13 protein-coding genes and 1 tRNA gene are annotated in these 11,822 nt (G+C 70.8%); 10 read left to right on the top strand and 4 right to left on the bottom strand.

Translation table 11 applies throughout. The features are described 5' to 3' along the window. The first annotated feature begins 14 nt into the window (after positions 1-14). Entirely contained in the window at positions 15-1,460 is a 1,446-nt protein-coding gene (gene pyk / locus ACFPGP_RS19535) for a pyruvate kinase (RefSeq protein WP_378592646.1), read from the top strand. Between the two features lie 265 nt (positions 1,461-1,725). On the opposite strand, the gene ACFPGP_RS19530 is transcribed toward pyk, so the two are convergent. Continuing rightward, positions 1,726-1,798: transfer RNA gene (locus tag ACFPGP_RS19530), tRNA-Leu, on the bottom strand. 105 nt (positions 1,799-1,903) lie between these two features. Here ACFPGP_RS19530 and ACFPGP_RS19525 point away from each other — a divergent pair. The 8 genes from ACFPGP_RS19525 (at position 1,904) to ACFPGP_RS19490 (ending at position 8,241) form a co-directional block, all read left to right on the top strand. Beyond that, the gene (locus tag ACFPGP_RS19525; protein ID WP_378592645.1) at positions 1,904-2,068 is read left to right on the top strand and encodes a hypothetical protein; all 165 of its coding nucleotides are present in this window, start codon (positions 1,904-1,906) and stop codon (positions 2,066-2,068) included. A gap of 108 nt (positions 2,069-2,176) precedes the next feature. Beyond that, entirely contained in the window at positions 2,177-2,785 is a 609-nt protein-coding gene (locus ACFPGP_RS19520) for an ANTAR domain-containing response regulator (protein ID WP_378593559.1), read from the top strand. A 146-nt stretch (positions 2,786-2,931) separates the two neighbouring features. Beyond that, positions 2,932-4,263: a branched-chain amino acid ABC transporter permease gene (locus ACFPGP_RS19515; RefSeq protein WP_378592643.1), complete on the top strand. Its 1,332-nt coding sequence runs from the start codon at positions 2,932-2,934 to the stop codon at positions 4,261-4,263. Positions 4,264-4,279: 16 nt separating this feature from the next. Then, the gene (locus ACFPGP_RS19510; RefSeq protein WP_378592641.1) at positions 4,280-5,266 is read left to right on the top strand and encodes a branched-chain amino acid ABC transporter permease; all 987 of its coding nucleotides are present in this window, start codon (positions 4,280-4,282) and stop codon (positions 5,264-5,266) included. After that, entirely contained in the window at positions 5,259-6,290 is a 1,032-nt protein-coding gene (locus ACFPGP_RS19505) for an ABC transporter ATP-binding protein (RefSeq protein WP_378592639.1), read from the top strand. The genes ACFPGP_RS19510 and ACFPGP_RS19505 overlap by 8 nt, the downstream gene beginning before the upstream one ends. After that, complete coding sequence (locus tag ACFPGP_RS19500; RefSeq protein ID WP_378592638.1) at positions 6,287-7,090, top strand: ABC transporter ATP-binding protein; 804 nt, start codon at positions 6,287-6,289, stop codon at positions 7,088-7,090. The genes ACFPGP_RS19505 and ACFPGP_RS19500 overlap by 4 nt, the downstream gene beginning before the upstream one ends. 70 nt (positions 7,091-7,160) lie before the next feature. Further along, positions 7,161-7,757 carry a VOC family protein gene (locus tag ACFPGP_RS19495; RefSeq protein ID WP_378592637.1) on the top strand — a complete coding sequence of 199 codons (597 nt, stop codon included), beginning with the start codon at positions 7,161-7,163 and terminating at the stop codon, positions 7,755-7,757. A gap of 70 nt (positions 7,758-7,827) precedes the next feature. Continuing rightward, positions 7,828-8,241, top strand: a complete 414-nt coding sequence (locus ACFPGP_RS19490; RefSeq protein WP_378592635.1) for a cupin domain-containing protein — start codon at positions 7,828-7,830, stop codon at positions 8,239-8,241. Positions 8,242-8,375: 134 nt separating this feature from the next. Here ACFPGP_RS19490 and ACFPGP_RS19485 read toward each other — a convergent pair whose 3' ends face one another. Next, positions 8,376-9,722, bottom strand: coding sequence for an ABC transporter substrate-binding protein (locus tag ACFPGP_RS19485; RefSeq protein ID WP_378592633.1), 1,347 nt, complete (start codon positions 9,720-9,722; stop codon positions 8,376-8,378). A 130-nt stretch (positions 9,723-9,852) separates the two neighbouring features. Next, the gene (locus ACFPGP_RS19480) at positions 9,853-10,599 is read right to left on the bottom strand and encodes a DUF554 domain-containing protein (protein ID WP_378592632.1); all 747 of its coding nucleotides are present in this window, start codon (positions 10,597-10,599) and stop codon (positions 9,853-9,855) included. Positions 10,600-10,730: 131 nt separating this feature from the next. Between ACFPGP_RS19480 and ACFPGP_RS19475 the strand changes: the two genes are divergently transcribed. Then, positions 10,731-11,327 carry a GNAT family N-acetyltransferase gene (locus ACFPGP_RS19475; RefSeq protein ID WP_378592630.1) on the top strand — a complete coding sequence of 199 codons (597 nt, stop codon included), beginning with the start codon at positions 10,731-10,733 and terminating at the stop codon, positions 11,325-11,327. 35 nt (positions 11,328-11,362) lie between these two features. On the opposite strand, the gene ACFPGP_RS19470 is transcribed toward ACFPGP_RS19475, so the two are convergent. Beyond that, positions 11,363-11,803, bottom strand: coding sequence for a hotdog fold thioesterase (locus ACFPGP_RS19470; protein WP_378592628.1), 441 nt, complete (start codon positions 11,801-11,803; stop codon positions 11,363-11,365). Positions 11,804-11,822: the final 19 nt, after the last annotated feature.

Here is an 11,822-nt window from a genome sequence, read left to right as displayed (position 1 = left end):
GCTAGGCTCGCGTGGTGCGTAGAGCGAAGATCGTGTGCACCCTGGGCCCGGCGACCGCGACGAAGGAGCGGATCCGCGAGCTCGTCGACGCCGGCATGGACGTCGCCCGGCTCAACATGAGCCACGGCACCCACGCCGACCACGAGCGCAGCTACCGCCTGGTCCGCGAGGCCGCCGACGCGACCGGCCACGGCGTGGGCATCTTCGCCGACCTCCAGGGGCCCAAGATCCGGCTCGACACCTTCGCCGAGGGACAGGTCAAGGTCGCCGCCGGCGCGACCTTCACGATCACCACCCGCGAGGTCGAGGGCGACGCTGAGGTCTGCGGCACGACGTACGACGGTCTGCCCGGCGACGTGAAGCCCGGCGACCCGATCCTCATCGACGACGGCAAGATCCGGCTCGAGGTGGTCGAGGTCGACGGCACCGACGTCGTCACCAAGGTCGTCGTCGGCGGCAAGGTCAGCGACCACAAGGGCATCAACCTGCCCGGCGTCCCGGTCAGCGTGCCGGCGATGTCGGAGAAGGACATCGAGGACCTCCGCTTCGCGCTGCACCTCTCGGTCGACTTCATCGCGCTCTCGTTCGTGCGTTCGGCGGCCGACGCCGAGGACGTGCGCCGGATCATGCGCGAGGAGGGCGTGCTGCTGCCCGTGATCGCCAAGATCGAGAAGCCGCAGGCGATCGACAACCTCGACGAGGTGGTCGAGGCGTTCGACGCCTTCATGGTCGCCCGCGGCGACCTCGGGGTGGAGTGCCCGCTCGAGGACGTGCCCTTCCTGCAGAAGCGGGTGATCGAGAAGGCGCGCCGCAACGCCAAGCCGGTGATCGTGGCCACGCAGATGCTCGAGTCGATGATCAGCAACCCGGCGCCGACCCGCGCCGAGGCCAACGACGTCGCCAACGCCGTGCTCGACGGCGCCGACGCCGTGATGCTCTCCGGCGAGACCAGCGTGGGGGAGTACCCCGTCGCGACCGTCGAGACCATGGCCCGGATCATCGGCGCCACCGAGCGCCACGGCCTCAGCCGGATGGCCGGGATCGACTGGCAGCCGCGCACCCGCGGCGGGGTGATCGCCAAGGCGGCCGCCGAGGTGGCCGACCGGATCGGCGCGAAGTACCTCGTCGCGTTCACGACCTCCGGCGACTCCGCGCGACGCCTCTCGCGCTACCGCAGCCACGTGCCGGTGCTGGCCTTCACGCCGGAGGCGCAGGTGCGGTCGCAGCTCTCGCTGACCTGGGGTGTCGAGACCTTCAAGACCCACGCGGTCGAGCACACCGACGAGATGGTGCGCCAGGTCGACGAACAGCTGCTCGAGATCGGCCGCGTGCAGGAGGGCGACCTCGTCGTCATCATCGCCGGCAGCCCGCCCGGCATCCCCGGCTCGACCAACGCCCTGCGCATCCACCGGATGGGCGACGCCATCAACGAGGTCGCGCCCGCCTACCGCCGCTCCTGACAGGCGGTCACTGCTTCGGGCGGGGCTCGTCGAGGCGCCGGACGGCTTCACGCCGCGACACGCTCACCGCGCGCCAGCTGGACCGACGCCATGCGACCCCGGCGTGGTCGAGGGCCTCTCCGGCCACGCTCGCACCGTCGACCGTGCGACGCCGGGTCGTCGGCTCACCTCGGAGACCGAGAGCCCCTGGCGGAGGAGCATTCTCGCCTGGTCGCTACGGCTTCCGCATGCACGCGGGCAGTCTGGTGGTGAGGACCGACATCTGTACCCCGGGTGGGATTCGAACCCACACTGGACGCTGTTTGAGAGCGCGGCCTCTGCCGTTGGGCTACCGGGGCGTACGGGGCCCAAGGTTACCGGTCCGGCCGAGCGCGCCGCCCTTGCAAAACAGTAGTAATCCACTATAGTTACATCAGACGCGTGGAGAGCGACGGGAGGTCGTCATGGTGAAGGTCTGGGACTGGGGTGCTCGCAGCCACGAGCGGGCCCTCGACAACGCCCGGGCCGCGGCGACCGCGCTCCACCGGGCCCGTCTCGAGCGCGCGGAGGTCGACCTGTGGTTCGAGCTCCGCGGCGCCGGCGCCGAGGCGGCCGACCAGCCAGCCTAGGGCCCGGTGTGCCGGACGCCCGCGCGTCCGTGGTGCCGGGGTGGGCGCACACCACCCCGGCACCACCGTCCCTGACCCGCCCGCGGCGGGATCGCTGCGGCCGCTAGCCTGTCGGCCGTGACCCAGCCAGCAGCAGCCCGCCGCGTGGTGATCGCGGAGGACGAGGCACTGATCCGCATGGACCTCGCCGAGATGCTCGCCGACGAGGGGTACGACGTGGTCGGCCAGGCTGCCGACGGCGCCGTGGCGGTCCAGATGGCCGAGGAGCTCCGCCCCGACCTGGTCATCCTCGACGTGAAGATGCCGGTGCTCGACGGGATCGCCGCGGCCGAGCGGATCGCCGGCCAGCGGATCGCACCGGTGGTCATCCTGACCGCCTTCTCCCAGCGGGACCTCGTCGAGCGCGCCCGCGACGCCGGCGCCATGGCCTACCTCGTCAAGCCGTTCACCCAGCAGGACCTCGTCCCGGCCATCGAGATGGCGGTCAGCCGGTTCGCCGAGGTCGACGCCCTCGAGCGCGAGGTCGCCGACCTCACCGAGCGCCTCGAGACCCGCAAGGCGGTCGACCGGGCCAAGGGCGTGCTGCAGAAGGACCTCGGCCTCTCCGAGCCCGACGCCTTCCGCTGGATCCAGAAGACCGCCATGGACCTGCGCCTCTCCATGCGCCAGGTCGCGGACGGCGTGGTCGAGCACGGCCCGGGGGGCGCCGGCTCGTGACGGGCGGACGTTCGTCCGGTCACGTCTCGGCAACGTCGGGAATTCGTCCAGCGCGGGTGTCGCCTGCATCACACCCCCTACCCCTAGACTGCCCGACATCGCCCAGCCGGGCGCTCCAGAGGGAGGATCTCGTGAAGCCCCGACCCATGACGCGTGCGCGTGGTGGCCGGGGAGTGTCGCACCTGCGCCTCGTGGCGCTGCTGACGATGCTCCTGGCACCTGCGCTGCTGCTCCTCGCCCCCGGCCCGGCCGCGGCTTCGGTCACGCAGCTGTGCATGCCCGACGCCGAGACGTCGTGCCTCACCGGCACCATCCGCACCGAGGAGGGTGTCGTCGAGGGCGTCGACCTGACGATCACGCCCCCGCAGGGCGAGCCGACCACGGTCACCACCGACGCCGGCGGCAAGTGGAGCCTCGCGGTCAAGGAGGCCGGCACCTACACCGTCACGCTCGTCGAGGACTCGCTGCCCGACGGCGTGGCCGCGGTCGGCCGCACCGAGGAGCAGGTCGACGTCAAGATCGGCGAGAAGCAGACCACGTACGTCGCGCTCTTCGAGGTCCGCACGGGCGACTACTCGGCCACCAAGAGTGATTCCGCCTACTACATCCAGAGCTTCGTCAACGGCCTGCGGCTCGGTCTCCTGCTGGCGCTCGCCTCGGTCGGGCTCTCGCTGATCTACGGCACGACCGGGCTCTCCAACTTCGCGCACGCCGAGCAGGTCACCCTCGGCGGCATCCTCGCGTACTGGCTCTGCAACGTGCTCGGCCTGCCGCTGGTCCTGGGCTGCATCATCTCGGTGCTGCTGTGTGCCGGTACGGGCTGGGCGCAGGACCGCGGCATCTGGCAACCACTGCGGCGGCGGGGCCTGGGCCTGACCCAGATGATGATCGTGACCATCGGCCTCGCGCTCACGCTGCAGTACACCTACCAGTACTTCGTCGGCGCGAGCACGGTGAAGATCACCACCGCCACCTCGACCACCGTCGACATCGGCCCGATCACGCTCACCACGCAGTCGTTCTGGGCCATGGGCATCTCGATCGTGATGATCGCGCTGGTCGGCTGGGTGCTCCTGCGCACCCGGATCGGCCGGGCCACCCGTGCGGTCTCCGACAACCCCGCGCTGGCGGCGGCCTCGGGCATCGACGTCGACCGGATCATCCGGCTGGTCTGGATCGCCGCCACCGGCCTCGCCGGCCTCTCCGGCGTGCTCTACGCCCTGGTCGTGAGCAACGGCATCCGGTGGGACACCGGCATGCAGATCCTCCTCCTGCTGTTCGCGTCCGTGACGCTCGGCGGCCTCGGCACGGCGTTCGGCGCCCTGGTCGGCTCGCTGATCATCGGCATGGTGGTCGAGATGGCCGGGCCGCTCGGCGCGCCGGGCGACCTCAAGTACGCCGTGGCACTGGCCATCCTGATCCTGCTGCTGCTCGTGCGGCCCCAGGGCCTGCTGGGCCGCCCCGAGCGGGTCGGCTGAGGAAAGGGACGCGACGATGGACAACCTGACCAACCTCTTCGAGGCGATGGCCCGCGAGCTGATCGCCCCGGGCACGGCCGCGGTGGCGATCGCGGTGATCGGCCTCAACATCCACTTCGGCTTCACCGGCCTGCTCAACATGGGCCAGGCGGGCTTCATGCTGCTCGGCGCCTACGGCTTCGCGATCTCGATGTGGAAGGGCCTGCCCCTGACCGTCGGCGTCCTGATCGGACTCGGCGCCGCCCTCGTCTTCGCCCTGATCCTCGGTGCACCCACGCTGAAGCTGCGCGGTGACTACCTCGCGATCGTGACCATCTCGGCGGCGGAGATCATCCGGTACGTCGGGCGGCTCGCCGTGCTCGAGGACTTCACGGGCGCCGCGCAGGGCATCCCCGGCAGCCAGTACCGCCAGCAGTTCGTGGACCTCTCGTTCCTCGGTGACGGGTCGACGTCGATCGGGCCGTGGGACTACTCCAACACCGGCGTCAACGGCTGGTGGGTGCGACTGGTGGCCTGGGCGCTGGTCGCCCTCGCCACCCTGCTGCTGTGGCTGCTCGTCCGCTCGCCGTGGGGGCGCCTGCTGCGCGGGATCCGCGAGGACGAGGACGCGATCCGCAGCCTCGGCAAGAACGTCTTCGCGATCAAGATGCAGGCCCTGATCATCGGTGGCCTCTTCGGCGCCGTCGGAGGCATGGTCTACGTGCTGGCGAGCTCGGTGCAGGCGGACTCGATGGGACGCCAGCTGACGTTCTTCTGCTACACGGCGCTGCTGCTCGGCGGTGCAGCGACGATCTTCGGGCCCGTCCTCGGGACCGTGCTGTTCTACGTCGGGCGCATCTTCATCAAGACGGTGGCGAACACCTGGGTGCCCGACAGCATCATGAACACCCAGCAGACGGAGTGGTTCTCGTTCATCGTGGTCGGCATCGCCCTGATGCTGCTGGTGATCTTCAGACCACAGGGCATCCTGGGCGACAAGAGGGAGCTGCAGTTCGATGTCTGACGCGACCACCCCCGCCTCCGTGGCCGTGGCCCCCGGGGCGCTGGCCGACCCGGTGGCCCGCAAGCAGCTGATGAGCGGCGTCGACGCGGTGCCGGGCTCGTCGAAGCCCGACTCGATCCTCGTCGTGGACAAGATCGTCCGGCAGTTCGGCGGCATGACGGCCGTCGACGTGGGTCACCTCGAGGTGCAGCGCGGCATCATCACCGCGCTGATCGGGCCCAACGGCGCCGGCAAGACGACGTTCTTCAACCTGATCACCGGCTTCGACAGGCCCACCACCGCCGGCAAGGGCGCGCACTGGGCCTTCGACGGGCGCACCCTCGACAAGACCTCGGCCTCGAGCGTGGCGCGGGCCGGCATGGTCCGCACCTTCCAGCTGACCAAGGCGCTGTCGCGGATGACCGTGATGGAGAACATGATGCTCGGGGCCCAGCATCAGGCCGGCGAGAACCTCCTCAAGTCGGTGTTCAAGCCGCTGTGGGCCAACCAGGAGAAGGAGATCGAGCTCAAGGCCGAGGGCCTGCTCGAGCGCTTCCGGCTCCTCGAGAAGAAGGACGACTACGCCGGCAGCCTCTCCGGCGGCCAGCGCAAGCTCCTCGAGATGGCCCGGGCGCTGATGAGCGACCCGAAGATGATCATGCTCGACGAGCCGATGGCCGGCGTGAACCCGGCGCTGACCCAGTCGCTGCTCGGCCACATCCAGGCCCTGCGCGACGAGGGCATGACCGTGCTCTTCGTCGAGCACGACATGCACGTCGTGCGCCACATCTCCGACTGGGTCGCGGTGATGGCCGAGGGCCGGCTGGTCGCCGAGGGGCCCTCGGACACCGTCATGAACGACAAGGCCGTGATCGACGCCTACCTCGGCGCCCACCACGACACCGACCTCGGCGACGACGCGCTCCTGAGCGACGAGGTCCTCGAGCAGATCGCCGAGGAGGTCGCCGCCGAGGAGGCCGTCCGCGAGGGCGACGCGACCGACGAGGCCGGCACCACGGGCACCACAGGAGAGGGCAGGCCATGAGCGAGCAGACCAACGCCGGCGGGCAGACGGCCGTGGCGGAGCGCGGCGACGCGATCGTCGAGGCCAAGGACGTCGTCGCCGGCTACATCCCCGGCGTGAACATCCTCAACGGCTGCAACCTCGCGGCGTACCCCGGCGAGATGATCGGCATCATCGGCCCCAACGGCGCCGGCAAGTCCACGCTGCTGAAGGCGATGTTCGGCCTGGTCACCGTGCACTCCGGAAGCGTCACGCTGCACGGGCGCGAGATCACCAACCTGCGCGCCAACAAGCTGGTCGAGATGGGCGTCGGCTTCGTGCCGCAGACCAACAACGTCTTCCCGACGCTCACCATCGAGGAGAACCTCCGGATGGGGCTCTACATGCGCCCCAAGAAGCTCACCGAGCGGCTGGCGGCGACCTGGGACCTGTTCCCGGTGCTGCACGACCGTCGCAACCAGCGCGCCGGCGCCCTCTCCGGCGGCGAGCGCCAGTCGTTGGCCATGGCCCGGGCGCTGATGATGGAGCCCTCGGTGCTGCTGCTCGACGAGCCCTCGGCCGGGCTGTCGCCGGTCCGCCAGGACGAGACCTTCCTGCGCACCCGGCGGATCAACAAGACCGGCGTCTGCGTGGTCATGGTCGAGCAGAACGCGCGCCGCTGCCTGCAGATCTGCGACCGGGGCTACGTCCTCGACCAGGGCCGGGACGCCTACACCGGCAGTGGTCGCGAGCTGGCGAACGACCCGAAGGTGATCGAGCTCTACCTCGGCACCCTGGCCAAGGACGTCGACGCCGCGCGCGACGAGAAGCCGCAGGCGTAGGCGGAGCGCCCGCCCTGGCAACCCACCGCCGCCCACTCCGTCGTACGCTGTCGGCCGGGAGGAGGCTGCGATGGCTGATCCGGTGGGCGACATCATCGGGGACTACCGGGGGTTCGCCGCGCAGCAGCGCGACCGCCTGCTCGCCCGGGGCATCGACATCTCGCCCTACTCGCTCAGCCACGTGGCCTTCCGCGTGCCGGAGTGGGACCTCTACCTGCAGGTGCGCGGCCAGCTCGAACGTCACGCGGTCGCCAACCGCGAGAACGTCTGGAACGGCCGCCCGATCTCGCTGATCGTCCCCGCCGAGCCGCTCGAGGTCCTCGACGGCAAGGCCGTCCCGCTCATCGAGCTCATCCCGCCCGTGCACCAGCGCGTCTACAAGATGGGCCTGGAGCACCTCGGCGTCGTGGTCGGCGACACCTTCGACGTGTTCGTCGAAGCCCACAAGCCTGTCCTGACGGGACAGCAGTTCCAGGGCCCGGACAGCACACCCGACCCCGTCTACATCCTGTTCGAGGACTTCACCCACGTGAAGTTCTACCGGCTGTCGCTGCGCGCGTCCGTCGAGCTGGGTGCCGGCCCCTTCGCCGAGGGGTTCCACCACGTCGACGACTGGGTGCCCCAGCGGCTGGTGACGGCGACCGGGCCGAACCCTCTGCCGCGGTGAGCGGCGCACGACAGAGACGCAGCAGTGGAGGACCGGCTTCCCTGCGCAGTTCCTTGACCGGAGTCACCACGTGAAGACCACCACGATCGAGACCGCGGCGAGCGGGCGCTCCCCCCTGGGGGCCCTGATCCGGTTCCTGATGGAGGGGCCGCACGGCAACATGATCCACTCGACGGTGCCGCCCGGGATGGTGGGCCGGGCCTGCCACTTCCGCAGCATCGACGAGTACTGGTACGTGCTGTCGGGCGAGGGAGAAGTCTGGCGCAGCGCCCCGGACGGCCATCAGGGCGTCACCCGGCTCGTTCCCGGCGTCTGTGTCGACATCCCACTCGGCACCACCTTTCAGTACCGCTGCACCGGGAACCTCCCCCTCGTCTTCACGTGCACGGCCCTGCCGCCCTGGCCGGGCGACGACGAGGCAGTGATCGTGGACGGGCCGTGGGAGCCCCGTGTGGACCCGGAGCCCCGGGCCCACTCGGACTAGGCCCCGCCCACCCTTCGCACGCACGGCGGCAGGTCCGGACGCCGGTGACTGCCACCCACGGGGAGCAGACGCACGAAGGCCCCGGACCTCACGGTCCGGGGCCTTCGCGGTGGTGCGGTCAGCCGATCAGCGGATCAGCTGGAGCCCTCCACGGTGCTGGTGAGGACGGGCTTGTTGTCCGCGTCGAACTGGTAGATGCCGATGAAGGCCGACGACGGGTCGTTCTTGTCGTTGATCGGACCGATACCGGACGGGCCGGCGTACCGGATCTCCTGGCCGTCCTCGAGCATCGCGACGCAGTCGGCGTAGGTGTTGCACTCCTCGCCGCCGGTGGCACCGGAGACCGCCGCGTAGTTCTTCTGGATGTCGGCGGACTCGGTCGAGCCGGCCTTGACGGCAGCCAGCGCGGCCAGGATCACCGCGTCGTAGGACTCGGCGCCGTAGGAGTAGTCGTCGAGCGACTTGCCCTGCGCCACCTCGTACCACGCCGAGAGCTGGTCCTTGAAGCCCTGGTCGGGGTCGTTGCCCGGCAGAGTGCCCTGGGCGCCCTCGAGCAGGCCCTTGTCGAAGACCTCGCTGTAGTCGGCCAGGTTGCCGTCGGTGTAGTAGGTCTTGCTCATGTCCCAGCCCTGGTTCGCGAGCTCGGGCACGATCGCCTTGGTCTCGTCGAAGGCCAGGACGACGATGGCGTCCGGGTTGCTGTTGAGCGCCGCGGTCACCTCGGCCGAGAAGGTGGTCTGACCGGCCGGGAACTCGTCGCCGTCACCCTTGCCGCCGTAGACGACCTCGCCACCGTTCTGCTCGATGGTCGCCTGCGTGTAGTTGCGCAGGCCGGTGCCGTAGGTGTCGTTGAAGACCAGGAAGGCGATCTTCTTGTAGCCGTCGGAGGAGATCAGGGTGCCGAGGGCGTTGCCCTGGACCGTGTCCGGCGGGGCGGTGCGGAAGTAGAACGGCGAGTAGCCCGACAGGTCGACCGCGGTGTTCGCGGGGGAGACCTGGGTGATCTTCGCGTCGGTCAGGGTGTCGACGAAGTTCAGCGAGACGCTGGACGACGCGGCACCGATGACGACCGACGGCTTGGCGGCGACCATGTTGCCGGCCGAGGCCGTCGAGATCGACATGTCGGTGGAGTCGCCCGAGTCCTCGATCTGGTGGCAGGCGTCCTTGCCGTCGACGCCGCCCGCGGCGTTGATGTCGGAGACGGCCAGGCCGACGCCCGAGATCTCCGGGGGGCCGAGGAAGGCGAGGTTGCCCGTGAGCGGCAGGATGCCGCCGACCTTGAAGGTGTCGGCGCTCGTGGTGCCGTTCTTGCACTGGTCGTTGGTGGGCTGGGCGGCCGACGAGGACTGGGACGTCGACTCCGAGGGGCTGTCGCTCGCCTCGGGGGAGTCGTCGTCCGACCCGCAGGCGGCCAGTGACAAGCTGAGGACGGCGGTGCCGGCCATGAGCTTGACCCAGGTGGCGGTACTGGATCGATTCACGGGGTGAACCTTTCTTGTCGCGTGTGCACTTCGCGCAGCCGTACCCGGGGGCGGGCGCGGCCGCTGCCACCGTAGGTCCGGGGTCGGACAGCGGCGCCACCCGGCACCCTGTCGTTAGCGAACCGTTACGTCAATGGATCCACGCCGCCAGTGAGACCAGACCCGGTGCCAGGAACAGCGCGGGGAGCAGGTCCGCCACCGGCACCTGGCGCACGCGGAGGAGCCGCAGGGCCACGCCGAGCAGCAGCAGGCCCCCGACCGCCGTCATCGCGGCCACCTGGGCGTCGGAGAGGACGTCACCGAGCACCACCCCGGCGAGCGTGAGACCGCCCTGGACCACGAGGACCGTGAGCGCGCTGGCGGCCACTCCCCACCCGAACGCCGCGGCGAACGCGATGGCAGCGAAGCCGTCGAGCGCGGACTTGAGGTAGAGCTGGTCGGCGCCGAGGCCCAGCCCGTCGGAGAGCGAGCCGAGGATGGTCAGCGGCCCGGTGCAGAACACGAGCGAGGAGACCACGAACCCCTCGATGAACCGCTGCCGGTCCTCCGAGGCCGCCCCGCGCGACAGGCGGGCCTGGAGCCGGCCGCCGAGCGACTCGACCCGCTGCTCGAGGCGCAGCAGCGAGCCCACGATGCTGCCGAGCACCAAGGAGCCCAGCACGACCAGCATCGGCGCGCTCGACCCGACCGCGGACTCGAGGGCGGCGTCGCCCACCGCCAGCGCGGAGAGCACCGCGATCAGCACGGTGACCAGCCCGAGGGCGTCGGTGACGGCCTCCCGCACGCGCTCGGGGAGCCGGTGGCCCAGCAGCACGCCGAGCGTGGCTCCCGCGAGCACCGTGGCCACGTTGACCAGGGTGCCGGTTCCGGCGATCACGGGACTCCTCTCACACGGGCGAGGTCGGCAGCGTAGTCTCGACAGGGTGCGTTCGCGCCCTCGGGGGACCAGGGCGGCGCGGGCCCCGTGTCGTGCAAGTTCTCGGAGGACGTGGTGGTGGTGACGTGCCGGTGAAGAGGTCCCAGGTCGTGCTGCGCGATGCGCGTGCGGACGACGCGGAGGCGTTGGCCCGGCTGTGGGGTGACATCCTGCGCCACGGCGACGACGAGTCGCGCGCGGCCGACGTCCGGGCGGTCGTGGAGCGCATCGACGGCCACGACGACGAGCGCCTCGTGGTGGCCGAGTACGACGGTCAGGTCGCCGGCGCCGTCCACCTGCGCGCGACCACGCTGACCCCCCTCAACCTCGAGCCGGTCGTCCAGGCGATCTCCCCGCACGTCTTCAGCGACTTCCGCCGGCACGGCGTCGGCCGCGAGCTCATGCACGCGGCCGTGGCCTTCGCCGACGAGCGCGGCATCGAGCACGTCGCGACCGCGGCCGTGGCCGGCGCCCGCGACGCCAACCGGTTCATGGCCCGCCTCGCGCTGGCGCCCGCGGCGATCCTCCGGGTCGCGCCCACCGCTGTCGTGGCGGCGCGGCTCAGCGCGCAGGGCCCGCACGGGGGCCACCCGACCCGGGCCGGCGGCCGTCAGCTCACGCACGTGCTCGCCGCCCGGCGCTCCGCGCGCCGGCGCCGCGCGGACCCCGCGCCCGAGGCCAGCAGCTGACCGGAGCCCCCGCTGTGCAGGACGGCCGCGGGATCTCAGCTGACCCGGGCGGCCGGGACCAGCGAGCAGGTGATCCGCGAGGTGCAGACCCGGCGTCCCTGCTCGTCGGAGATCACGACCTCGTAGCAGGCGCTGTTGCGCCCGAGGTGCACCGCAGTGGCGACGCCGGTCACGGTGCCCGAGGTGACGGCCCGGTGGTGGGTGGCGTTGATGTCCACGCCGACCGACAGCTTCTCGGGCAGCGCGTGCATCGCGGAACCGACCGAGCCGAGCGTCTCGGCGAGCACCACCGACGCCCCGCCGTGCAGGAGGCCGTAGGGCTGGGTGTTGCCCTCGACCGGCATGGTCGCGACCACCCGCTCGGCGCTGATCTCGACCAGCTCGATCCCCATCCGCTCGTTCAGCACGCCCATGCCCTGGGGCATCCGGGCGATGAACTGCTCGACGTCCACGGGCTCGTCTCCTGCGTCGCTCATGGCTCCATCATTGCCGACC

The sequence above is a fragment of the Nocardioides taihuensis genome (genome assembly GCF_042657275.1).
GTDB lineage: Bacteria > Actinomycetota > Actinomycetes > Propionibacteriales > Nocardioidaceae > Nocardioides > Nocardioides taihuensis.
This window is presented reverse-complemented; position numbering and strand designations above follow the sequence as displayed.

Bases quoted from the DNA above. Each gene is read 5' to 3' on its own strand.
- ACFPGP_RS19525 (WP_378592645.1), top strand. From the start codon at position 1,904: ATGGTGAAGGTCTGGGACTGGGGTGCTCGCAGCCACGAGCGGGCCCTC.
- ACFPGP_RS19515 (WP_378592643.1), top strand. From the start codon at position 2,932: ATGACGCGTGCGCGTGGTGGCCGGGGAGTGTCGCACCTGCGCCTCGTG.
- ACFPGP_RS19510 (WP_378592641.1), top strand. From the start codon at position 4,280: ATGGACAACCTGACCAACCTCTTCGAGGCGATGGCCCGCGAGCTGATC.
- ACFPGP_RS19505 (WP_378592639.1), top strand. From the start codon at position 5,259: ATGTCTGACGCGACCACCCCCGCCTCCGTGGCCGTGGCCCCCGGGGCG.
- ACFPGP_RS19500 (WP_378592638.1), top strand. From the start codon at position 6,287: ATGAGCGAGCAGACCAACGCCGGCGGGCAGACGGCCGTGGCGGAGCGC.
- ACFPGP_RS19495 (WP_378592637.1), top strand. From the start codon at position 7,161: ATGGCTGATCCGGTGGGCGACATCATCGGGGACTACCGGGGGTTCGCC.
- ACFPGP_RS19470 (WP_378592628.1), bottom strand. From the start codon at position 11,803: ATGAGCGACGCAGGAGACGAGCCCGTGGACGTCGAGCAGTTCATCGCC.